Genomic DNA, 20217 nt, shown 5'->3' with positions numbered 1-20217 from the left:
ATCACCGCCCGGGACGCATGCTCAATAATCTGACTGAAGGGTTCTGCTTTTTTCTTTCTATTTTCGGGCCAGAATGCCAATACTGCGCATGATCCTTCCAACAAAAACAAGATTGCGGACTTATTCATGCACAACTCTCTGAGCCCTATCGATCGCAAGATCCTCCGCCTGCTGCAACACAATGCCGATCTGTCGGCTGCCGAAGTGGCCGAGAAGGTGGAGCTGTCCCAGTCGCCCTGCTGGCGCCGCATCAACCGCATGCAGGAAGAGGGGCTGATCGAGCGCAAGGTCGCCCTGCTCAACCCCAGGTTGCTGGGTTTCTCCATCACGGTGTTCGTCAACATCAAGCTCTCGGCCCACGGGCGCAACAACCTGACCGAGTTCGAGGAGGCCATCGTCGGCTACCCGGAGGTGCTGGAGTGCTACACGATGGCCGGCGGTTCGGATTACCTGCTGAAAGTGGTGGCGCGGGATATCGGCAGCTACGAGCGCTTCCTGCGTGACCAGTTGCTGCAGCGCCCACATGTACTGGAAGCGCATTCGAACATCGCCATGAGCGAGGTGAAGCGCACGACCGAGCTGCCGCTGGACTGAACGCTCGTGGCCCCCATTCCAGAGCGCTTGGTGCCGGAACAAGCGAAGCGGCGTAGCCCTGCCGGCCTGCACCCGTGCAATTTGCAATGGACAAAAATCGGGCGCCTTGCAAAGTGCACGGAAAGCACCTTGCCGAACACATACAAACAATTGATTTTAAAGGATTTTTTAAATATTCGAGCTTGGCATGACACCTGCTCTATTCCAGTCATGAGAATTCTGGATGCGAGCCCCGATCATGAACAGTGTCATCACGCTCCTCGCAGCAACCGTATTGACGCTCCTGGCCGCCAGCGCCTTCGCCGCGCTGCAGAGCAACCAGCAGCAACAGGCCGTGAAACATCTGGTCGAGCGAATCAACCCGACGCCAGTGCAATTCGAATACGCCACCCAGTCGGGCGATCAGAAGCCGAAGGTGCGCCAGCTGCAGAGCAGCGAGTGGCAACCTCGTCCCGCCCAACGCCTGTCGTTCTGAGCAACCGGCATGGACATGACCGCGTGGGGGATGGTGTTTCCGGGATTGATCCTGCTGCTGGCGGCAGGGACCTGCGGAGCGCTCTGGGTGATCGATCGCATCACCGATCAGGGTCTGGCGGAAGAACAGAAAGCCGAGCGTGATCGGGATGAGCGCATCGCCAATTACTACGACCCTTTCTTTTAAGCATCCCTATGTCGGCAAGGAGATCGAGATGTCGAAGTCAGCCGTGCTGTTCCTGATCATCAGCCTGCTGCTCACCCTGACCCTTTGGCTGGAACCCTGGCAGGCCGCATGGCCGGCTGCAGCCGTGAAGGTGGCACTGGGCGCCAGCGGGATGCTGCTGCTGGTGGCGCTGATGGTGGGCAAGCGGGTGAAGTTCGACCCGGTATTGCGCTGATTCAGGACCGAGGCCGGTCGAGCAGCTGTAGCAGGCGTTGCAGGGTCTGCTCCAGGGGGCCGGAGTTGTCGAGGATCGACAGGGCGCCACCGCCCTCCTCCCGCAGGGACTCGGTGAAGCGGGCGTTGCGTGCCAGGCGCGCCTCTATCTCCTCGGCGGGCTCACGACCACGGGCCTGCAGGCGCCGGCGCAGGACGTCCATCTCCACTGTCAGCAGGATGGGCTTGAGGTCCGGATAGCGCTTCAGGGCCTCACCCAGGTAACCCCTGGAGCCATTGACCAGCACATCCTCCCCCGCCGCCAGCCATTCATCCATCTGCACCGGGATGCCATACGACAGGCCGTTGGCGTGCCAGCTCATGGCGAAGGCACCGCTCCGCTCCATCTCCGCGAAACGCTCGGGGCTAACCGCCTCGGCCGCCTCGCCCACCGCCTCGGCCGAGCGGGTAATCACGCGCCGCACGATATGGCAGCCACTGCGCGAGAGCGGCCCGCGGGCGGCATCGAGCAGGCTGTCCTTGCCTGAGCCTGAGGGTCCGATGAGATAGAACAGCCTGCCATTCATCTGCTTACCTGGAAGTTCATCCGCTGCGATCACCGCGTCTCACACGGCGGACGCCACATTACCCGGAAAGCATTGCAGTTTGGAGCATCCGAATGCACCGGCAGCTCATACCGGACGTCGCACAGTAGCTAATTGCCAGTGCTGGCTTTATGGAGGCGCGCTACGCTTTACGCAACGGGTTCTGACATGCAGGAAGCCCGCCCCAGAGCGCTGGATGTGCCGTCGCGCACGAAATCGGCAACCTTCTGCAACGGAGCGGGGAATTTTTCTCTCCTACCGCATTCATATGGGAGCCTTTTGCATATTCACTCGCATTTCGGACAACTGGTGCTGGCAAAAAGCCGCTACCCAGCGCACAATGCGACACAGATTTGACGTCAAGGAACCGTTTAGGTGACTGCAAGGTCATAATGACGCCAATCGCGATGAATGGTTGAACGACTGATGCTAAAGATGGTCAAACCGGTGACAATCACATAGCTCATTGCCAGCATCGCTCCCTGAACTAACCGGTTTAAATGTATGCGCCCTATGAAACAGGCTATTTACTCCAGCCGCACAGCTGACAAGTTCGTCGTCCGTCTGCCAGAAGGCATGCGCGAGCGCATCGCCGATGTGGCGCGTAACCATCACCGCAGCATGAACTCCGAGATCATCGCCCGCCTCGAGCAGAGCATGCTCCAGGAAGGCGCTCTGGACGAAGGTTTGTCCATGCGCTTGGACAGCCCTGAGCTGTCTTTGCACGAGCGCGAACTGCTGCAACGCTTCCGCCAGCTTTCCCGCCGCCAGCAAAATGCGCTGGTTGCGTTGATCGCCCACGATGCCGAACTCGCCGCCGAAGAAGCCTGAGTTCGCAGCACGTCGATTGAGAGCCGCCCCTTGAGGCGGCTTTTTCTTGCCCGTGATTTGGCTTTCACGCGCCACACAGCAAAAGGCCCCGCAGATGCGGGGCCTTTTGCATGACAACGATTTCTAGAGCAGGAAGACGGTCGCAAGCCCCAGGAAGATGAAGAAGCCGCCGCTGTCGGTCATGGCGGTGATCATCACGCTGGAACCCATGGCAGGGTCCCGCCCCAGGCGCACCAGGGTCATCGGAATCAGCACGCCCATCAGGGCGGCCAGCAGCAGGTTGAGCGTCATCGCTCCGGTCATCACCGCGCCCAGGGACCAACTGTCATAGAGGTAATAGGCAACCAGGCCGATCACCCCGCCCCACACCAGGCCGTTGACCAGCGCCACCCCCAGTTCCTTGCGCATCAGGCGGCTGGTATTGCCAGTGCCGACCTGATCCAGCGCCATGGCGCGGACGATCATGGTGATGGTCTGGTTGCCGGAGTTGCCGCCGATGCCCGCCACAATGGGCATCAGTGCCGCCAATGCCACCAGCTTCTCGATAGAGCCTTCGAACAGGCCGATCACCCGCGAGGCGATGAAGGCAGTGACCAGGTTGACGGCCAGCCAGGCCCAGCGGTTGCCGACCGACTTCCACACCGAGGCGAAAATGTCTTCCTCCTCGCGCAGGCCGGCCATGTTGAGGACTTCGGTCTCGCTCTCCTCACGGATCAGGTCGACGATCTCGTCGATGGTCAGGCGGCCGATCAGCTTGCCGTTCTTGTCCACCACCGGCGCGGAAATAAGGTCGTAACGCTCGAACGCCTGAGCGGCGTCATAGGCATCCTCGTCCGGATGGAAGCTCACGGGATCGCTGGCCATCACCTCGGCCACCTGCTTGTCCGGATCGTTCACCAGCAGGCGCTTGATCGGCAGCACGCCCTTGAGGATGCCGTCGTAGTCGACCACGAAGAGCTTGTCGGTATGGCCCGGCAGCTCCTTGAGGCGACGCAGGTAGCGCAGCACCACTTCCAGGGTCACGTCCTCGCGGATGGTGACCATCTCGAAGTCCATCAGCGCACCGACCTGGTCCTCTTCGTAGGACAGGGCGGAACGCACGCGCTCACGCTGCTGGGCGTCGAGCGTCTCCATCAGCTCGTGGATCACATCACGGGGCAGCTCGGGCGCGAGATCGGCCAGCTCGTCCGCGTCCATTTCCTTGGCGGCGGCGAGCAGCTCGTGATCGTCCATGTCGGCGATCAGGGTTTCACGAACCGAGTCGGAGACTTCGAGGAGGATGTCGCCGTCGCGCTCGGCCTTCACCAGTTGCCAGACGGTCAGGCGATCGCCAAGCGGCAGGGCTTCGAGAATGTGGGCGATGTCGGCGGGGTGCAGCTCATCGAGCTTGCGTTGCAGCTCGGCGAGATTCTGGCGATGGACCAGGTTCTCGACGAGATCCTGGTGCTGGCCCTCCTGACGATGGGTCAGGTCTTCGACCAGCTTGTGTCGATGCAGCAGATCGACCACCTGAGCGAGGCGGTCCTGCAGGCTTTCTTGCGACTTTCTTACTTCTACTTCGGTCATAGCGCGCTCCACCCCCAGTGGCGGCGCACGCCAAGGAGGGTCAATCAGTCAATACGCGATCGTGCAAATGCGGTGTTGAGTAACTACTGGGTAAGTCCATGAGGGGTGTCCAAAAGCCTCGGCGAGGCTGACTGCGCAATGATAACACCGGACGGTCATTTTGCGCGTTACAAAATCGTGGCTAGAACAATCGCTTGCGATACAAAGCTGAGATCGCTTTCACCTTCCGTACGACGCCGGTGCCCGCTATGGAGACACCGTTAGGAGGAAATTAAAGCAGATACCTTCGGAGGCTACCGTCACGGAGGACATCGCCATGCGCACCCCGCTCTGCACACTGCCGCTTCTGCTTTATATCGCTCTCGAAAGCCCGCCGCTGGAGGCCTCCATCTACCGCTGCGAGGACGCACACGGGCACGTCACCTTCACCCAGTTGGGCTGCCCCGATGACGAACTGGTGGAAGTACGGGAACGAGTCGAGTCCATGCAGGACAGCCAGGCGCTTTTGCCACCGGCGAAGGTGGAACGGATCACGCGAAGCACACGGAAGGAACAGGCCGAGAAGCCCCGGGAAATAGAAGTAGTTGGGGAAAGACAGGATGGCTGCGGCAATCGGATCGTCGGCCAGGAGCGGCGCCAGGCGATGCTGCAGAAACAGGTAAGAACGGGGATGACCCGGAGCGATGTGGAAAGCATGCTCGGCAAGCCGGACAAGGTCAGCAGTACCAACGGCCAGACCCGCTACCAATACATTGCAAAGAAGGGAAAAGGACGCAGCCAGCTCGTTACATTCGACGAGCATGGCTGCGTAAAAGGCGGGCGCTGAAACAGCGCCCGAAAGGAAGGAAGAGGCCCGTCGTACTCAGCGACAGGCCTCGAGCGCGGCCATTAGCTCGCGCTCATAGCCGATGCGCTGCAAGCGCTCGGCACGCAGGACTTTCATCTGTTGGTCGATCGGCGCATCCAGCGCCAGCGAGTCGACTGCAAACGCCGGTACCGCAGGGGCGACCGCCTTGCAGGGGACCGGCACCGGCACCTTGACCTCGACCAGTTCAGGGGCAGGCTGCACCCCGGTGGAGCAGCCGGATAACAGCGCAAATGGCAGCAGCCAGGCGACTCTCATGGCGCACGCTCCCGGCGAAGCTCTTCGGCAAACGCCTGGCGCGCCGCCTCGCAGGCATCGACGCCCTCCGGTGGCGGCTCCAGCATCACCCGGGCCGCTGCCGTGTAGTCCTGTCGCGCCGCCTGGTTGGCCCGCGCCTGGAGCAACTCACCCTGGTGGGCTCTCTCCGCAGCACGGGCCTCCAGATCGATCACGACAGCATTCTGCTTTTGCAGCGCCAGCAGACTGACTTCGGCGCCATGACGAGACTCGGCCAGCTGTTGCCTCAGTGCGTCCAGTTGCGGGCGGTAAACGCGGGCAGAACACCAGGCGCCCAGCCCGATCAATAGCGCCGCCATCAACGGCAACGCCAGCCACTTCCAGGAAGCAAGCAGGTTCATTCCAGCGCCTCCCGAGCCTTCAGCCAGAGCGCCTTGCGCTCTGCCAGGCCATTCAGCCCACCGTTGATACGGCGGGTAATGGCTTCGAAATCTCCCGCATCGGCCAGAGCATTCAAACCATTGGATTGCCAGAACCAGGCGGCGGACAACACCGCCGGCTCCGGCTGCAGCAGCAGATCCGGTTGCTCCAGCAGCGGCAGCCCCAAAGCATCACCGCAACGCTGATACATCCCGCGCCCGGTGATCTGCAACAGACCTCGCCCACGGAAGCGCCAGCCATCACCAGACTCCTCATCGCCATTGCCCATGCGATTGGCATAGACATGGTTGGCGATTACAGCCGGCCGCCGCTGGTAGGCCAGCGCCAACGCATTGGGCTGCCCATCCACTCCACGGAACCGACCTGGCCAGGTAGCCGCCAAACCCGAAGCGCTGTAGTTGAGGTTCTCCGCGAGACGGGAGAAGCCAGCGGACTCATGGGCGCACTGGGCCAGGAAGGCGGATTGGCGGGCGGGGGTGGTGATGGAGAAGCGGGACATTGCTGGGGTAAGGGCGGAAATGAAAACGCCCGCTTCGGGGCGGGCGTTTGGAAATATCAGTAGTAAAAGATTTTCGATTTTGCTCATGTATTAACAACTGCCTTTGAAAGCCCCAACCCACTCCCATATCAATAAATTATCGACCCAAGAAATCAGTAGCCGATTGCAAACCAGTGATATCCATTGGTGGGCATGTTTGTTCCATAACCATTCAACCGAAATTGTGCAGCACTCACTTTTTGCGCACCCGCAGTAACAAAATAACCCACGCCCGACTGCCCACCATCGGCGGTTACGGAAACACTCATATTCAAGTTGGGGAAGGGAACTGGGAATGTAATGAGTGCGGTCAGATCGTCAAGGGAGCCGCTGTAGTAACCCCACTGGAATATCACGCCCCCAAGCCAAGTAGGTAAAGCGATATAACCGTTAACGCCAAGGCTCGTAGAGAACCCCGCTCGGAGTTTTTTTGGCGTAACGATGGTTGTGTCATCGGTGCCGGCATTGGTCTGGGCCTGAGTCGCAGTCTTAGCGACACCAAGAACCGATTCAGTCGCCTGAACAAGCCTAAGATAGATTGCTTGAGCGACTCGTAAAGGAGTCATCGCCTTAGAGTTATCAGAGCCGGACTCCGCCTCAGCCTGAGTAGCAACGCTGATGCTGTAATCAGCCAACGTGCTTGGATTGCTACCGCCAGTTATCCGGCCATAACGATCCACGGTAAGGGATCGATAGGTGCCAGGAGAAACACCGGTGTAGCCCGCTACCATCTCGAACACAATCCCCGTAGAACCCAGCGTAATTGGGCCATCAGTTATCAATTGCCAGAAGCTGTTGAGTTGGGAGCTTCCACTTTCGATATGAACCAGCAACCCTGGCTGTACTTTGGCGCTACTATCAGCGTCGCTGGAGCGAACCCAGGCGGTAGGAGATGCTACATAAATCCCGTTATTCGCCTCCAAATTCTGATTCTTCACTAGAACACGGTCGCCATCTAACAAACTAACTCCATCGATAGTCTGCAGGCCGCTCAAGGTGAGATTTTCGGTGCTGGCCGCTCGTACTCGGACCTTGATTCCAATGCCTCCAAGTTGCTCTTGGACCAAAGTAATCAAAGAGTCTCTGGTCAATGCAGTTTCAACCCACTCCGAAGGCGTTAGAGATGGTCGCTTCCCAAAACTTGCAACCCTGGCTTTCCACACCTTGCCACTCTCTTGCACATGGGCTCCTACCGAGTAGTCCTCTGTTGCCGACCATTCGGAAATCCCCCTCTGCAATAGATAACGAACAGCTTCATCATTGCGTTTGAACAGCGCGTTGAACCACTCCATCGGCGGAATGCCGTCGGTCTGGTCGAAAGCAATGCCCCAACCACGGGGGATATCAGGGAAGCTTTCAAGCTCCCCGGGTTTGGCCCCCGAGGCGAAGACCGTCTCGTTGGGGCGATTGTATTGAGTCATGGATAAAACCTCGTTCGATTCGTTTGCTAGAAAACCACCGGCAATAGGCCAGGTGGTTGAGCGGTGCCTCCCCTCTTGCGGGTTCGGTCTGCCGCCCGGAAATAAAGGTGGTCAGTCACCCCACCGAAAACGAATCGACGAATTCCAAGCCTTCGATACAAGCCGACAACGAATCGGCCAGTTCAGTAATGAAAACGGCCCGCAGAGTGCGGGCCGGAAACAAGCAGTACCTTAATCGAAAAATTGCTAAGTGTTCATGCCCACTACACCCACCATTTATCGTCGGTGTAATCGCTCGGGATAACCTCCATATCCTTTAATCGGCGCCCCGCGTAAATCAGGGATTGCTTACGCTCAACAACCACCTTAGCGAGCGCCACAACCGTTGGGGCGTCCATGGGAACCCGACTATTGTCTGCCGCGATCCAGACAAAATCCCTTTCCGGGTCTGACCAGCGCAAATCACCAGGCGAGATACCATTGGCCATCGCCATAAACGCCAGTTGAGCTGCCTCGATGATGTTCGAGTGATCGGATGACCGGGACTGGAACAAATAGCCCTCGAACTCAATGCCATCCTCAATACGGCGATCGCGCTCGACGTCTACATCGACCGGTCTCGGTCGCCGAATCGGGTTCAGGTGGGCCTCGATCTCAACGGCACTCATATGAACAAGTTCCCGAGCGATCAGTTGATCCTGGGAACCATCTTGCTCATAAGCGAAAACCGTCCCGCTTTGTATATGTCGAAAATATTTCATTAGCGAAGCTCCGCCCAGTATTGAAGAGTATTGCCGCTCGGCGACCCAGCATTGCCACTCACCATGTAGGTCGCTCCCGGAGGGACAAGGAACGTCTGGGTGTACGTGATAGCGGTAGGTTGATCCCACCAACCGATCACCACACCATTGACGTATATGGAGGAGGCGTAAGAGCCGTTGTCGTATAGGGCGACACTCACTGCTATCGAACGCCCGGTGGTGTTCGTATAAGTTGTGTTGGTGGCACGAGATGCCTTTAGATCCTGCCAAGCCTGGCCCTCTCCGAGGGTGCGCGGGCGAGCTTCAAGAGCCTCTACGCGTGTAACCAGAGTTGCATAGGTTGTGGAAAGTGCAGCCGCATCGATGCTACCTGGATTCGCAATACCGCCACCCATTCTAACGATCCAGCAGCCAGTAACGTTCAGAGGGCGGTTTTCAGAGGCAGTAGGCACAACACGGGATGCGTCAAAACTCAGGAGTGTCCCGCTAGAGGTTCCAGTTGGTGAACTACCGATACTCTCAAAACCAAAAGCGCCGGTCGGGGCTGAACCGATGATTTTCGCTCCCGCCCCCGTTATGTTCCGAATAGCGTCTCCCTGAATCGAACCAGACGCACCGCTGGATAGTGCCCCATCACCGCGCATAAACAGAGCACCGAGCGACCCCGCCGCCTTGCCGTTGTAGTCCGGCATCCGGAACGTTGTACTGCCATCGCCCTCCGTGAACATGCCACGTTGCGATGGATCACTGCTCCAGAGTGCTTCGGTTGTTTTAGGCACTTTTCCTTCGCTCACCGTCACCCAGACATCGGGATACAGAGCCCGACTCAGCAGTTGGCCATCTGCCGGCGCCCAGCCGGCAGGAATGGAGCTGCGGAGGGACCACCACATCACCGAAGCGGCGGGAAAACCCGTTCCCTGTGTGTTGTCTGCATGCAGAATCGAACGCCAGGGAGACCAGGTACCGCCCCCCAGAAGACGAAACTTCATCGTCACCAACGTAGTGTCGGCACTACTCACATAGGGCAGTGCAACCTGGATTAGGTTTGAGGAGTAGCGAACAACCAGTAACCAGTAGTAATTGGTCGTACCACTGCCCTTTTGCATGGCTACCTGGCCATCAGGATGATTAGCGTTCCTCGAGCCAGCAGCCCCCCCGAGCAGCCGGGGATACCAACCCGGTTCAAGTACTGCGTTGAAATCGGTTTGCGAGTCCGTCGTGCTGGCCGCTGGAACAGTACCACCAGCCGGCGTCATCAGTACCTGAAGCTGCGCATTGGCCGTCGGCACACCTCCGGCGCCACTGACGTAAACCACCGGCACCGAGCGATAGGTCCCGCTGTCCACCAGATCCCCGGTGACGCGGAAGCGGTGAGCGACCGTGCCGCCTGAACGGCTCTGGACGCAGAGGGTGTCGCCAGCCCGCAAGAGGGCCACAATGCGGCTGTAGTCCAGGCCTTCGGCGCTGGACTTGGCGATCAGCAACGATGTGGCGTCGGCCGGGTTGGTGGTGTTCAGCGCCAGGTAACCGTTGGCTACGCCACCCGAGGTGGCACTGCTCCACTGCCACTGGCCGAAGTTGATGGTGCCGCCACCCAGTTGCTCCTGGATCAGCGTTTTCAGAGCCTCTCGAGTCAGCGCCGTCTCGACCCACTCGGTCGGGTTGAGGGACGGCCGCTTTCCAACACTGCCCACCTTCGCCTTCCAGATCTTGCCGCCCTCCTGCACATGGGCGTCGATCGGGTAGTCCTCCGTGCTGGACCACTCGCCGATACCCCGCTGCAACAGATAGCGCACAGCTTCGTCACTGCGCTTGAACAAGGCGTTGAACCACTCCATTGGCGGGATGCCGGTGGTCTGGTCGAAAGTCACCCCCCAACCTCGAGTGATGTCAGGGAAGCTTTCCAGTTCTCCGGGTTTGGCACCCGAAGCAAAGACCGTCTCATTGGGGCGATTGTATTGAGTCATGGATAAAACCTCGTTCGATTCGTTTGCTAGAAAACCACTGGCGATTACCAGGTGGTTGAACGGCGCCTCCCCTTTTGCAGGTTCGGTCTACCGCCCGGAAATAAAGGTGGTCAGGTGCCCCACCGAAAACGAATCAACGAACGCCAAGTCTTCAGTACAAACCGATAACGAGTCAGTCGGAAAAGAAACGGCCCGCAAAGTGCGGGCCGCAAATAAGTGTTACTTCAACTAGATGACTCCATCACGACCACCATTTGTCGTCGGCATAGTCGCTGGGAATCGCCTGCATATCTTTCAGCTGACGGCCCGCGTAGATAAGTGACTGCTTGCGAGCAATCACCGCCTTGCCAAGCTCCACGACGGTGGGTGCATCCATCGTCACCAGACTGTTGTCGGCCGCGATCCAGGCGAAGTCCTGGTCAGCATCCAGCCAGCGCAGGTTGCTCGGTTTGGCGCCACCAGCCAAGGCCATGAAAGCCAACTGGGCGGCCCCGAGAATGTTCTCGTGATCACTCGGTCTGGACTGGAACCACGTTCCCTGGAACTCCATGCCAGCAGCCATTCGCCGGTCGCGCTCGATATCTACATCGGCTGCAGTCGGTTGCCTGACCGAGTTGATGTGCAGCTCGACTTCAGCGGCAGTCATGGGTACCAGTTCCTTGCTGATCAGGTGATCCTGGGAACCGTCTTTTTCGTAGGCGAACACTTCGCCACTTTGAGTATTTCGAAAGAATTTCATTAGCGAAGCTCCGCCCAAACTGCGTTCAAGTTATTAGTCCAAGCAATTGAATAGGTGCCCCCATTGGGCACAACAAAAGCCGCATAAATTCCGTTCGGAACTATCGATATGCCGTTGCAATATGCAGTTACGCTGCCCGTAGTAATGCTCGCCTGCACAAAGATGGGTCTCCCGGTCGTGTTTGTGTAAGTCGTGCCCGAGACTCGGCTGGCAGTCAGGTTCTGCCAAGTTTGGCCATCGCCCAAAGTGCGCGGGCGCGCCTCGAGAGCCTCCACACGCGTAACCAGCGCTGCGTAAGCTGAGGCCAGAGCCAATGCATCAACACTGCCGGCATTAGTCACGCTGCCCGCCAGCTTGATGATCCAGCAGCCCGTCACGTTCAGTGGGCGCGTTTCAGATGCAGTACGAGGCACACCGTTCACGTTGTCAGTTGTCGGATTTCGGATTGCCCCGGTCGACGGAAGCGTGCCGTTTGAAACACCAATGGACGAGGCACTGATTGCGGTAGTGCCAGCCTGGCCACCGATGTCCATTGCATGCCAATGTCCCTGCAGGGCATCCGCCTGGATCGTGCCATGTGTACCCATCGAGAGCGCGCCGTCACCACGCAGGAACAAAGCGCCCAGCGTCCCAGCAGACTTGCCGTTGTAGTCCGGTACGCGGAAAGTTGCAGTGTTGTCGCCGGCGGTATAACGACCACGCTCTGTTGGCGTCGATAGCCAAGCCGACTCCGCAACTATCGGAACTTGAACCGCCACGATGCCTGCCCAGGCGTCGGGGTAGGTCGCCCGGGACAGTGCTTGACCATCAGCGGGCACCCAACCTGCAGGAACGGACGAGCGATAGGGCCACCACATGACGGAGAACAGCGGCTGGGCCGCATCCGAAGCCCCCGCCGGCGTCAGCAACACCTGCAGCGAAGCATTCGCCGCCGGCACGCCACCCGCCCCACCGACATACACCACCGGCACCGAACGATAGGTCCCGCTGTCCACCAGGTCCCCGGTAACGCGGAAACGATGAACCACGGCACCGCCATCGCGGCTTTGGAAGCAGATGGTGTCCCCAGCCCGCAAGATGCTGAGGCCCCGGCTGTAGTCCAGCCCTTCGATGCTGGACTTGGCGATCAGCAGCGCAGTGGCATTGGCCGGTGTTGAATTATTCAATGCGAGGTAGCCGTTGGCCGGCGCGCCAGACGTTGCGGCGCTCCAGAGCCATTGGCCGAAGTTGAGGGTCCCGCCCCCTAGCTGCTCCTGAATCAGTGTCTTCAGGGCATCACGGGTCAGCGCCGTCTCCACCCACTCGGTGGGGTTGATCGACGGCCGTTTACCAACGTTCGCCACCTTCGCCTTCCACACCTTGCCGCCCTCCTGCACATGGGCGCCGGTCGGGTAGTCCTCGCTGGTGGACCACTCGCCGATGCCGCGTTGCAGCAGGTAGCGCACGGCTTCATCGCTGCGCTTGAACAGGGCGTTGAACCATTCCATCGGCGGAACACCGGTGGTCTGGTCGAAGGTCACCCCCCAGCCGCGGGGGATGTCGGGGAAGCTCTGGAGCTCGCCCGGCTTGGCGCCGGAAGCGAAGACCAGTTCGTCGGGACGGGTGTATTGCGTCATAGGAACCTCGCGAATTTTCCTTGGTTGAAGCCGAGGGCGCCGGGGGCGCCACGGAAGCCGAATGCCCGCTGGGGCACTGCGACGTAGAACTGGATGCGGACACCGGCCGGGCGCGGCAGGATGTCCAGGGTGTTCAGCGCATAGCGCTTGAAGTCGCTGACCTGGTCGGTGCGGATGACCACCGTCAGGCTCATGTCGTACTGGTCGAAGACCACTGTTTCGCTGTTGAAGATGAAGCGCAGCGCCGCGCTGATGTCCTCGATGGTGCCGAGCTGGTAGTTGCGGGCGATGCGGCAGCGGATGAGAAAGCGGTAGTCGTCGTCATCGAGCACCGCCGACTCACCCAGCGGGTCGCCCATGCGGTACCACTTGCCCTGGCCGAAGCCTTTGGCGCCGGCCACTTCAAAGAAGCCGAACAGGCTGCGCGGCGCCAGGCCGGGCAGCACCCGGCCCTGGCCGACATGCTTGCCGACCAGGTCGAGGTTCACGCCTTCGGCGTTGTCGATGTCCAGTGCCTCGGGGAGCGCCGCCAGCCCTTGCCAGGTATCGCCGAACTGTCGCGAGAGCAGTTCGGCGGTGGCGGCGGCCCGGGGCTTGCCCTGGTACTGCCAGATCAGCAGGCGGTCGTAGCTCATAGCACCACCACTTCGATGTCGGCCTGGGCGAAGCGGGCCCGTTCACGGACGCCGATGACGATGTTGTCCGCCGCCAGGGCGCCGCTGCGGCGGCCGATCTTCAGCTGCTCGACCCAGAAGCCCTGCACCGTGTTGATCGGGCTGTAGAGCCGGGAGAGCTGCACGTCCTGGCCGATGCGGAAGTCCAGCTGAGCCAGCTGGGCCTTGATCGCGGCAACGTCGATGGCGGTGAATTCGGCATCCCGGCGCAGCTGGACGAAGGCCTTGCAGTCGACCATCGCCGGGCGGTCGAAGCGGATCAGGCGGCTCACGCCCTGCCCGTCCACCACGGTGCGCGACTGCTGGCCCATGAGGCCGGTGCCGGCGGGCTTGCGCAGGAAGATCGCCTGGGCGATGGCCTGCTCCTCGCCGCCATCGACGATGAGGTTGAGGCTGTGGCCCGGCACGCCGTCGGCATCCACGGTGGAGCCGGTGTTTTCCAGCCCGACCACCTGGCGCACGTCGGCCAGTTGCAGCAGCGCCGCCACCAGGCCGTCGAGGCTGTTCTGCGCCGGGCGGGAGCGGCTGCGGTAGAAGCGCGCCCGCAGTTCCGGGTCGGTCTCCTCTTCCGCGCCCACTTCGGCGGCGGCCAGGCTGGTGGCGGTGTCCCAGCCCAGCACCAGCGTCTCGATGGTGAGCACGCTGTTGGCGGGCAGGTTGAAGGCACCGAGCAGCTCACTGCGCAGGTCGGCGCGAGCCGAGCCATCGGTGCCGAGGGTGGTGTCGGCGACCAGCAGCCAGCGGCCGCGGTTGATGTCCCGCAGCACGGAGCCGGCGGGAATGAGGGTGCCGGCGCGGCCGGTAAGGGCGGCGCCGCGCAGGTAGCTGTAGCGCGCCTGGCGCCGGGTCAGGCCGGCGTAGGCGACCCGCTGTTCCAGCCAGGCACCGCTGGCGTGGTCCGGGTCCAGGGCGCGGTAGGTGACCTCGCCCAGCTCCTCCAGGTCGGCGCGGATCTGGGCGATGAGCCCGAGCATCTGGCCGTCCGGGCTGTCGGGGGCAAGGTCGATGTCGTTGCCGTAGATGGCACGGAAACCCTGGTCCAGATCCGCAAGGATGCTGTCCAGGCGTTCACCGACATAGCCCTTGTTGGTCAGTTGTCCCATGTTGGTTCTCCAAAGAAAAAGCCCCACGCGAGGTGGGGCTTCGGTATAACGGCGGTTGCGGCCGTTCAGCGCTGCACGCTGGTGCTCAGGCTGGTGCCCAGGCTGTCACGCAGGGTCACGCCGATGCTCAGGCGCCTGTCGTCGGGGCTTTCGCTGATCTGGAAGTCCAGGATCTCGCTCACGCCCTCGGTGGTCAGGATGCAGCGCTTAATGTCGACCTCGATCTGCGCCAGGTCCGCCGGCCGCTCCATGCGGGGCAGCCAGGGCAGGCCGTGTTCCAGGTCGAGGAACCAGTCGCCGTTGAAGGAACGCAAGCGCGTACACACGCGCTGCGCCACGCCCTCACTGCCGTCGGCGTAGTTGTTGCGGCCCTGGCCGAAGGTCCAGTCGCCGTCCTTGTCTATTCGTCTCACTCTCATTGTCATGTCCTCATTGCGGCACGCCTGTGACGCCGGGGCCGGCCATGACCTGGCCGTGCAGGTGGTGCTCCAGGCTGATGCCGTTGGAGACCACGTCGCCCTTGCCGGTCATGCCGGCCTCGAACACCACCGGGCACTTGATCAGCACCTTGGCGCCGTCGAGCGTCAGGGTGCCGCCTTCGTCCAGGCGCACGTAGGCCGAGCCGTCCAGCCGGCGCAGTTCCACCGCGTCGGTGGCGAAGGCCGGGACGACCTGGGGCAACGAGCTGATGCCCATGATCGCCACGGCGTCGGACAGGTCGTGCTGGCGATAGTCCAGCGGCTCCGAGGAGCCGCCCGACTGCCACCAACCGTCGATACAGCGTTCGTTGAACACCAGCAGGCATTCATCGCCCGGCTTGACCGGGAAGGTCAGCACGAAGCCGCCGCCCCGGGGAAATTGCACCGGCACGTCCGGCAGCAGCGGCAGGGCCTGGCGCGAGCCATCCATGAGCTGCTGCTCGATCATCGGTTGCACGCTGGCCACCTGGCGCGCGGCGTCGAAGGCGACGATGCGGCCGGGCAGCGCGGTGTGCAGGCGCTTGAGGCGGGCGTCGATGGTGGAGCGGTTGGCCTTGTCCATCGACGGGGTCTGCCAGTCGTAGTTACCCATTGCCCTTGCCTCCCTTGTCGCCTTCCTTTTTCTGGAACTCGCCGCCGATCACCGACAGCACGCAGTACCAGTCCTTTTCCATCACATCGCCCTTGCTGTTGATGGCGACGATCTTGTAGTCGCCGTCGTAGCGCGGCTCGATGGATTTCAGCCGCACCGTGCCGCCAACCCGGGGGGCCGGGTCGATCAGGCAGGTCAGTTCCAGCCCGCCGCCCTTGATCTCCTTGGGCGCACCGATCAACCCGGTTTCCTGGGACAGGAACACCGCCTGGTCGTCGAGCACGTAGCCGGCGGGAAGCAGCAGCAGGTCGCCATCCTGGATCGACCAGTCGGCCCCCTGCTCCGCCGCCACTTCGCTCAGCACGTCGCGGCTCAAGCCGGACAGCACCTTGCCCCGGGGCAGCGGGCGCTGCCTGGGTAGGACGACCTGCCCGGGCGCGGTGCCGGTCATGCTGGCCACCGCGACCTTCACGTGATCGTCCGCGGTACTGCCGGCGGCCAGGGTGGTACTCACCCGCGCCTGGCGCATGTCCGTGTCACCGGTGTTGCAGGTGAGCACGATGATGTTGTCCAGCTCCTTGCGCTCCAGCGCCACGGCGGTAATGTCACCGGCGTAGAGCAGGCGCAGCTCGCTGTAGCCGGCCCACAGCCAGACCTTGCGGAAATCGCTGCCGTAGAGCCATTCGCGGTGCTCGCGGTTGAGGTTCCAGATGCGGATCTCGGCCTTGTTGGGGGTGTTGTCGATGCTCTTGGTGAACTCGAACGTCACCCGCAGGCTGTCGATCACCAGGCCGTTTTCCTCGCTGCCCAGCACCAGGCGGTATTGCCGGCCGAACTGCCTCATGGCTGCACCTCCGACTTCTCGCCGATGTAGAGCAGGCAACGGCTGCCCATGTCCTTACCGCCCATGGGGTCGAGCCCGACGCCACTGAGGTCGTCGAGCCAGAGGAAGAACGGCAGGGTGCTGCGCCAGAGCATCGGCACGCCGACCACCAGGGTCAGGCCCTGGGCCAGCCAGGTGTTGTCGGACTCGTCCAGCAGGTCGAAGGCCCAGTGATCGCCGATGCTGTTGTAGCGCAGGGTCAGGCGCAGGCGCCGCCCGGCGAAATCGAAGCTCTGCTCCTGCAGCGGTTCGCTGCTGATGGGGATTCGTTTCATCTGACAACCCCCAATACGGCATGCATCAGGCTTTCATTGCGCTTGTCCGCCTTGGGCGTGGTCTTGCCCTGGGGCTTCTTCGCCGCCGCCTGGGTATCGCTGCGACCGGAACGTTCGGTACCGGCGGCCGGGGTGACCACGCCATTGATGACGCGGGTTTCCACCACCAGGACCTCACGCAGGGTCAGGTCCAGATCGATGGAGCCGTCGAGTGTCTGTGTGGCTGCAATGGTGCTCAGCAGCATGTTCTTGTACAGGTAGAAGCCGGTCTGTACCTGCAGCAATTCGCCAGCCTTCTGGGTATCCAGCAGGCATTGGTAGATCTGCTGCAGGCGTGACTGGCTGGGCGAGCTGTCGAAGCGCGACAGCGGCTGGGACTCCAGCATCCAGGGCGCCAGGGGACGGGCCTTGGTGCCGTCCGCCAGGGGCTCCAGCCAGCTCTTCAGTTCGCGCTTGGCACGGCTCTCGCCCTGCGAAGTGCGGGGTGAGAGCAGGCCAGGCAGGATGTTGTCGAGGAACCCTCGCCCGCTGCGCACTCCCGGCATGCTGTCGATGGGCAGGTTGGCTAGAGGGTCGTAGTGCTCCACCACGGTGCCCTTGATAATCAGGGAGCGCGGTTGCACGTAGGCGTGGTCGGCGATGTTGGCACCGCTTTCCACTGGGTTCTCGGTGATCTTGAGGTCGGATTTGTGTGTTTCGCTTATCACCGCATCGAGCCTCAAGGTTCCGATACGGCGGTTGATCAGCATGACCATTGATTCACCTCACTGCCTAATTTCGCTGCTGTTGTTGTGAGTGGTCAGGCGTTGCTGGTTGCGTGCGACCTGCTCGGCCACTTCGCGTCCGATCTCGCGCGGGTTGTCCCCCGCCACGCTTACGGTCACCGTCTGGCTGTAGCTGTTACTGACCGGCTGAGCCGGCATCACCAGGACGCCGACACCCGCCGCAGCCTGGCTCTGAGCGCCCTGCACACCAGCGGACAACTGGCTGGCTCCGTCCACGAGGCCGGGCCCGTTGGCCATCAGTGCGGACAGGCCACCCGTGCCAGGCCCCTTCATCGCGCGCCCAGGACCAGGCTGAGGTGTTGCTCCAGCCTCGCCCTCCTCTTCGCCTCCCAAACCGATGTAGGAAGCGGCTTTGGATATAAAGCCCCCGATGATTTCGAACTGCGCCTTGAGCGCTTCGAACCAGCTGCTGAAGGCTGCCTTGACGCCTTCGAAGTCGCCGTTTATCGCGGCGAAGAACATCTGGAAGATGGCGACCAGCTGCATGACGCTGGCGCCGATGATGGTGAACAGATCATTGCCGAAGGCCGTCACGGTCTCGCCGTTTTCCGCCCAGAACGCTGCGAACACCGCCTTGAAGGCGGCCAGCGTTTCATTGATGCCTTCCAGACCGGTCTTGAACGGCGCCCAGAACTCACCGAGCGCCGACTCGCCACCATCCAGGTAGGTCATGAAGTCGTCGACCAGCACGATGAGGCCGATCAGGGCGGCGACTATCCAGGTCACCGGGTTGGCGGCGAAGGCCAGGATGGTGGCCTGGCCGACCCAGGCCAGGGCGGCGCCGAGCATCATCAGGGTCGCCTCCCAGCCGACGGTGGACTGCACGACGGCGTCCACCGCGCGGCCGAAGTTGACCAGGGCGTCCAGGCCCTCCCCCACGATCTCCATGGTTCGGGAGAGGCCCGCCGCGATCAGCTCCTTGTTGGCATCGAGCAGGCTCAGGAAGCCCTCGGCCAGATAACTCAGCTGCGGCGCGATGCCGAGGGCGACACGTACCTTCACCGCCTCCAGCATCTTGTCGAGGCCGTCCATGGCCTTCTCGTAGCGCTGGGCTTCGGTGACGTCGCTTTCGCTGACCACGCCGAGGGAGTCCTGCCCACTCTTGAGCCCATCCAGGCTCTCCAGGGCAGAGCCGATATAGCCGGCGATCGTGCTGACGAAGCCGCCGATTCCGGAGGCGACGGAAAGCAGCGAGTCGCTCGCCTTGGCGGCGGTTTCCTGCACCTCGTTGAGGGTGTCTACATAGCTGTAGAGGTTGGTGATGTTCTGCGTGAGGGAGTTGTCGGTGATGCTCAACTCCTGCTTCACGCTATTGGTGATCCGCGCCAGGCCGAGCGAAAGGCCGACGCCAATACCGAGTTTGTCGATTTCAATTGCTGCCATTGGCCTGCCTCTCATGGGCCTGACGCTGTGCGTCGTCCCACTCCGCTATCGCGTCGTGGAAGTCGCACAGGTCAGCCAGGGTGTAGAGCGCGCGCAGCTCATGCAGGGTGCAGAGCTGGCGCATGACAGGGGTGAAGAGGAACCAGTCGGTTACTCCGCCTTGGCCTGCCCCGGCAGAATCGCCGACAGGGCGGGCATGGCGGCGGCGAAAAAATCACCGAACTGGTATTTCACCCCCTCGATCAGCAACGGCAGCAGGTGGCCGCGATGCTGGTTGAAGTGCGCGTCGGCACGGTCGGCCAGGCGGAAAGCCGCGCCGTCCTCCGGTTGCGCATTGACGTGCTGGAGCACGAGCGTCTCGATCTCCGCCACCACCGGATCGCCCAGGTTGGCGAGGATGGCGCCGATGGCCAGGGACTCACTGCCCTCGCCGCGCTCGATCTTTACGCCCTGCAGCAGGCGCGCGGCCTTCTTCAGGGCGTTCCAGGCCGGCATGGCATTGGCCGGGCGCATGACGTAGGAGATGCCATCCAGGTTGATGCGATGTTCGGCGTTCATGTTCAGGCGACCCCTTGTTCCAGGCTGACGTTGGCGCGTTCGAAGACGATGACCCACTGGATGTCGTTGGCCTCGCTGCCACGGGTCACTTCGGGGCGCGTGGTGAAGTAGCCCTTGGTGGCGCTGATCAGGTCTTCGTTGAGCAGGTCACGCACTTCCAGGGTCAGCGGCACGAAGGCCTTGAGGTTGCCGTCCTGCAGGGCGCGCAGGCCGTTGAGGTACTTGTTGTCCGCCGAGTGCTGCTTGAGCTTCAGGGTCAGGGTCGCGGAACGGTCGTTGTTGGCGACGAAGACGCCGCTGCCGTTGCTGCCCATCTTCAGGGTGCCGGCGGCGTTGTTGAAGGCCAGTTTGAGGGCGTCGGCGCCACTGGCCCAGTCGCGGATCTCGTAGCCGTTGATCAGGACGGACAGTTGGTTCTGGTCATAGATAGCCATGGAAAATCTCCGGAAAA

General features: G+C 61.7%; 26 protein-coding genes. 6 read left to right on the top strand and 20 right to left on the bottom strand.

The genetic code is table 11. The features are described 5' to 3' along the window. The first annotated feature begins 126 nt into the window (after positions 1-126). The 4 genes from ACYJSS_RS08615 (at position 127) to ACYJSS_RS08600 (ending at position 1469) form a co-directional block, all read left to right on the top strand. Positions 127-594, top strand: coding sequence for an Lrp/AsnC family transcriptional regulator (locus ACYJSS_RS08615; RefSeq protein ID WP_236206189.1), 468 nt, complete (start codon positions 127-129; stop codon positions 592-594). Between the two features lie 238 nt (positions 595-832). Then, positions 833-1069: a hypothetical protein gene (locus ACYJSS_RS08610; RefSeq protein WP_146603018.1), complete on the top strand. Its 237-nt coding sequence runs from the start codon at positions 833-835 to the stop codon at positions 1067-1069. A 9-nt stretch (positions 1070-1078) separates the two neighbouring features. Continuing rightward, the gene (locus tag ACYJSS_RS08605) at positions 1079-1255 is read left to right on the top strand and encodes a hypothetical protein (RefSeq protein ID WP_158545606.1); all 177 of its coding nucleotides are present in this window, start codon (positions 1079-1081) and stop codon (positions 1253-1255) included. A 28-nt stretch (positions 1256-1283) separates the two neighbouring features. Next, positions 1284-1469 (top strand): PA3371 family protein, encoded by a 186-nt coding sequence (locus tag ACYJSS_RS08600; RefSeq protein ID WP_111261908.1) that lies wholly within the window; start codon positions 1284-1286, stop codon positions 1467-1469. 1 nt (position 1470) lies between these two features. Here ACYJSS_RS08600 and phnN read toward each other — a convergent pair whose 3' ends face one another. Continuing rightward, positions 1471-2034 carry a phosphonate metabolism protein/1,5-bisphosphokinase (PRPP-forming) PhnN gene (phnN, locus tag ACYJSS_RS08595; protein ID WP_111261907.1) on the bottom strand — a complete coding sequence of 188 codons (564 nt, stop codon included), beginning with the start codon at positions 2032-2034 and terminating at the stop codon, positions 1471-1473. A 522-nt stretch (positions 2035-2556) separates the two neighbouring features. Between phnN and ACYJSS_RS08590 the strand changes: the two genes are divergently transcribed. Beyond that, positions 2557-2883 (top strand): Arc family DNA-binding protein, encoded by a 327-nt coding sequence (locus ACYJSS_RS08590; RefSeq protein WP_031287390.1) that lies wholly within the window; start codon positions 2557-2559, stop codon positions 2881-2883. Positions 2884-3006: 123 nt separating this feature from the next. Here ACYJSS_RS08590 and mgtE read toward each other — a convergent pair whose 3' ends face one another. Further along, positions 3007-4449 carry a magnesium transporter gene (gene mgtE / locus ACYJSS_RS08585; RefSeq protein WP_111261906.1) on the bottom strand — a complete coding sequence of 481 codons (1443 nt, stop codon included), beginning with the start codon at positions 4447-4449 and terminating at the stop codon, positions 3007-3009. A 316-nt stretch (positions 4450-4765) separates the two neighbouring features. Between mgtE and bamE the strand changes: the two genes are divergently transcribed. Beyond that, positions 4766-5275 (top strand): outer membrane protein assembly factor BamE domain-containing protein, encoded by a 510-nt coding sequence (gene bamE, locus ACYJSS_RS08580; RefSeq protein ID WP_111261905.1) that lies wholly within the window; start codon positions 4766-4768, stop codon positions 5273-5275. Positions 5276-5311: 36 nt separating this feature from the next. On the opposite strand, the gene ACYJSS_RS08575 is transcribed toward bamE, so the two are convergent. From ACYJSS_RS08575 to ACYJSS_RS08490, 18 genes are all read right to left on the bottom strand, one after another. Beyond that, positions 5312-5572 carry a hypothetical protein gene (locus ACYJSS_RS08575; RefSeq protein ID WP_111261904.1) on the bottom strand — a complete coding sequence of 87 codons (261 nt, stop codon included), beginning with the start codon at positions 5570-5572 and terminating at the stop codon, positions 5312-5314. Beyond that, positions 5569-5952, bottom strand: a complete 384-nt coding sequence (locus ACYJSS_RS08570; protein ID WP_111261903.1) for a hypothetical protein — start codon at positions 5950-5952, stop codon at positions 5569-5571. The genes ACYJSS_RS08575 and ACYJSS_RS08570 overlap by 4 nt, the downstream gene beginning before the upstream one ends. Next, entirely contained in the window at positions 5949-6578 is a 630-nt protein-coding gene (locus ACYJSS_RS08565; protein WP_111261902.1) for a glycoside hydrolase family 19 protein, read from the bottom strand. Before ACYJSS_RS08565 ends, ACYJSS_RS08570 begins: the two co-directional genes overlap by 4 nt. 65 nt (positions 6579-6643) lie before the next feature. Further along, positions 6644-7951: a gp53-like domain-containing protein gene (locus ACYJSS_RS08560; RefSeq protein ID WP_146603017.1), complete on the bottom strand. Its 1308-nt coding sequence runs from the start codon at positions 7949-7951 to the stop codon at positions 6644-6646. Between the two features lie 263 nt (positions 7952-8214). Then, positions 8215-8712, bottom strand: a complete 498-nt coding sequence (locus tag ACYJSS_RS08555) for a DUF4376 domain-containing protein (RefSeq protein WP_021218498.1) — start codon at positions 8710-8712, stop codon at positions 8215-8217. After that, positions 8712-10679, bottom strand: a complete 1968-nt coding sequence (locus tag ACYJSS_RS08550; RefSeq protein WP_111261901.1) for a tail fiber protein — start codon at positions 10677-10679, stop codon at positions 8712-8714. Before ACYJSS_RS08550 ends, ACYJSS_RS08555 begins: the two co-directional genes overlap by 1 nt. 241 nt (positions 10680-10920) lie before the next feature. Further along, positions 10921-11418, bottom strand: coding sequence for a DUF4376 domain-containing protein (locus tag ACYJSS_RS08545; RefSeq protein WP_111261900.1), 498 nt, complete (start codon positions 11416-11418; stop codon positions 10921-10923). After that, positions 11418-13034, bottom strand: a complete 1617-nt coding sequence (locus tag ACYJSS_RS08540) for a phage tail protein (protein ID WP_021218495.1) — start codon at positions 13032-13034, stop codon at positions 11418-11420. Before ACYJSS_RS08540 ends, ACYJSS_RS08545 begins: the two co-directional genes overlap by 1 nt. Then, positions 13031-13669, bottom strand: a complete 639-nt coding sequence (locus ACYJSS_RS08535; protein WP_111261899.1) for a DUF2612 domain-containing protein — start codon at positions 13667-13669, stop codon at positions 13031-13033. Before ACYJSS_RS08535 ends, ACYJSS_RS08540 begins: the two co-directional genes overlap by 4 nt. Next, positions 13666-14811, bottom strand: coding sequence for a baseplate J/gp47 family protein (locus ACYJSS_RS08530; RefSeq protein WP_236206188.1), 1146 nt, complete (start codon positions 14809-14811; stop codon positions 13666-13668). The genes ACYJSS_RS08535 and ACYJSS_RS08530 overlap by 4 nt, the downstream gene beginning before the upstream one ends. 65 nt (positions 14812-14876) lie before the next feature. Then, on the bottom strand, positions 14877-15230 hold the full coding sequence (locus ACYJSS_RS08525; protein WP_236206187.1) for a hypothetical protein: 354 nt from the start codon (positions 15228-15230) through the stop codon (positions 14877-14879). 10 nt (positions 15231-15240) lie between these two features. Beyond that, positions 15241-15882, bottom strand: coding sequence for a Gp138 family membrane-puncturing spike protein (locus ACYJSS_RS08520; RefSeq protein WP_236206186.1), 642 nt, complete (start codon positions 15880-15882; stop codon positions 15241-15243). Next, positions 15875-16726: a phage protein gene (locus tag ACYJSS_RS08515; RefSeq protein WP_236206185.1), complete on the bottom strand. Its 852-nt coding sequence runs from the start codon at positions 16724-16726 to the stop codon at positions 15875-15877. Before ACYJSS_RS08515 ends, ACYJSS_RS08520 begins: the two co-directional genes overlap by 8 nt. Further along, complete coding sequence (locus ACYJSS_RS08510) at positions 16723-17040, bottom strand: phage baseplate plug family protein (protein WP_111261895.1); 318 nt, start codon at positions 17038-17040, stop codon at positions 16723-16725. The genes ACYJSS_RS08515 and ACYJSS_RS08510 overlap by 4 nt, the downstream gene beginning before the upstream one ends. Beyond that, positions 17037-17795, bottom strand: a complete 759-nt coding sequence (locus ACYJSS_RS08505) for a phage baseplate protein (RefSeq protein WP_111261894.1) — start codon at positions 17793-17795, stop codon at positions 17037-17039. Before ACYJSS_RS08505 ends, ACYJSS_RS08510 begins: the two co-directional genes overlap by 4 nt. Before the next feature lie 9 nt (positions 17796-17804). Further along, positions 17805-19208 (bottom strand): hypothetical protein, encoded by a 1404-nt coding sequence (locus tag ACYJSS_RS08500; RefSeq protein WP_111261893.1) that lies wholly within the window; start codon positions 19206-19208, stop codon positions 17805-17807. Between the two features lie 150 nt (positions 19209-19358). Further along, a complete protein-coding gene (locus ACYJSS_RS08495) occupies positions 19359-19766 on the bottom strand; it encodes a phage tail assembly chaperone (RefSeq protein WP_021218485.1) in 408 nt (135 codons plus the stop codon). Between the two features lie 2 nt (positions 19767-19768). Next, entirely contained in the window at positions 19769-20200 is a 432-nt protein-coding gene (locus tag ACYJSS_RS08490) for a phage structural protein (RefSeq protein ID WP_021218484.1), read from the bottom strand. Positions 20201-20217: the final 17 nt, after the last annotated feature.

The organism is Pseudomonas sp. No.21 (assembly GCF_054558415.1).
This window is presented reverse-complemented; position numbering and strand designations above follow the sequence as displayed.

Bases quoted from the DNA above. Each gene is read 5' to 3' on its own strand.
- ACYJSS_RS08615 (WP_236206189.1), top strand. From the start codon at position 127: ATGCACAACTCTCTGAGCCCTATCGATCGCAAGATCCTCCGCCTGCTG.
- ACYJSS_RS08610 (WP_146603018.1), top strand. From the start codon at position 833: ATGAACAGTGTCATCACGCTCCTCGCAGCAACCGTATTGACGCTCCTG.
- ACYJSS_RS08605 (WP_158545606.1), top strand. From the start codon at position 1,079: ATGGACATGACCGCGTGGGGGATGGTGTTTCCGGGATTGATCCTGCTG.
- ACYJSS_RS08600 (WP_111261908.1), top strand. From the start codon at position 1,284: ATGTCGAAGTCAGCCGTGCTGTTCCTGATCATCAGCCTGCTGCTCACC.
- phnN (WP_111261907.1), bottom strand. From the start codon at position 2,034: ATGAATGGCAGGCTGTTCTATCTCATCGGACCCTCAGGCTCAGGCAAG.
- ACYJSS_RS08590 (WP_031287390.1), top strand. From the start codon at position 2,557: ATGCGCCCTATGAAACAGGCTATTTACTCCAGCCGCACAGCTGACAAG.
- mgtE (WP_111261906.1), bottom strand. From the start codon at position 4,449: ATGACCGAAGTAGAAGTAAGAAAGTCGCAAGAAAGCCTGCAGGACCGC.
- bamE (WP_111261905.1), top strand. From the start codon at position 4,766: ATGCGCACCCCGCTCTGCACACTGCCGCTTCTGCTTTATATCGCTCTC.
- ACYJSS_RS08575 (WP_111261904.1), bottom strand. From the start codon at position 5,572: ATGAGAGTCGCCTGGCTGCTGCCATTTGCGCTGTTATCCGGCTGCTCC.
- ACYJSS_RS08570 (WP_111261903.1), bottom strand. From the start codon at position 5,952: ATGAACCTGCTTGCTTCCTGGAAGTGGCTGGCGTTGCCGTTGATGGCG.
- ACYJSS_RS08565 (WP_111261902.1), bottom strand. From the start codon at position 6,578: ATGAGCAAAATCGAAAATCTTTTACTACTGATATTTCCAAACGCCCGC.
- ACYJSS_RS08560 (WP_146603017.1), bottom strand. From the start codon at position 7,951: ATGACTCAATACAATCGCCCCAACGAGACGGTCTTCGCCTCGGGGGCC.
- ACYJSS_RS08555 (WP_021218498.1), bottom strand. From the start codon at position 8,712: ATGAAATATTTTCGACATATACAAAGCGGGACGGTTTTCGCTTATGAG.
- ACYJSS_RS08550 (WP_111261901.1), bottom strand. From the start codon at position 10,679: ATGACTCAATACAATCGCCCCAATGAGACGGTCTTTGCTTCGGGTGCC.
- ACYJSS_RS08545 (WP_111261900.1), bottom strand. From the start codon at position 11,418: ATGAAATTCTTTCGAAATACTCAAAGTGGCGAAGTGTTCGCCTACGAA.
- ACYJSS_RS08540 (WP_021218495.1), bottom strand. From the start codon at position 13,034: ATGACGCAATACACCCGTCCCGACGAACTGGTCTTCGCTTCCGGCGCC.
- ACYJSS_RS08535 (WP_111261899.1), bottom strand. From the start codon at position 13,669: ATGAGCTACGACCGCCTGCTGATCTGGCAGTACCAGGGCAAGCCCCGG.
- ACYJSS_RS08530 (WP_236206188.1), bottom strand. From the start codon at position 14,811: ATGGGACAACTGACCAACAAGGGCTATGTCGGTGAACGCCTGGACAGC.
- ACYJSS_RS08525 (WP_236206187.1), bottom strand. From the start codon at position 15,230: ATGAGAGTGAGACGAATAGACAAGGACGGCGACTGGACCTTCGGCCAG.
- ACYJSS_RS08520 (WP_236206186.1), bottom strand. From the start codon at position 15,882: ATGGGTAACTACGACTGGCAGACCCCGTCGATGGACAAGGCCAACCGC.
- ACYJSS_RS08515 (WP_236206185.1), bottom strand. From the start codon at position 16,726: ATGAGGCAGTTCGGCCGGCAATACCGCCTGGTGCTGGGCAGCGAGGAA.
- ACYJSS_RS08510 (WP_111261895.1), bottom strand. From the start codon at position 17,040: ATGAAACGAATCCCCATCAGCAGCGAACCGCTGCAGGAGCAGAGCTTC.
- ACYJSS_RS08505 (WP_111261894.1), bottom strand. From the start codon at position 17,795: ATGGTCATGCTGATCAACCGCCGTATCGGAACCTTGAGGCTCGATGCG.
- ACYJSS_RS08500 (WP_111261893.1), bottom strand. From the start codon at position 19,208: ATGGCAGCAATTGAAATCGACAAACTCGGTATTGGCGTCGGCCTTTCG.
- ACYJSS_RS08495 (WP_021218485.1), bottom strand. From the start codon at position 19,766: ATGAACGCCGAACATCGCATCAACCTGGATGGCATCTCCTACGTCATG.
- ACYJSS_RS08490 (WP_021218484.1), bottom strand. From the start codon at position 20,200: ATGGCTATCTATGACCAGAACCAACTGTCCGTCCTGATCAACGGCTAC.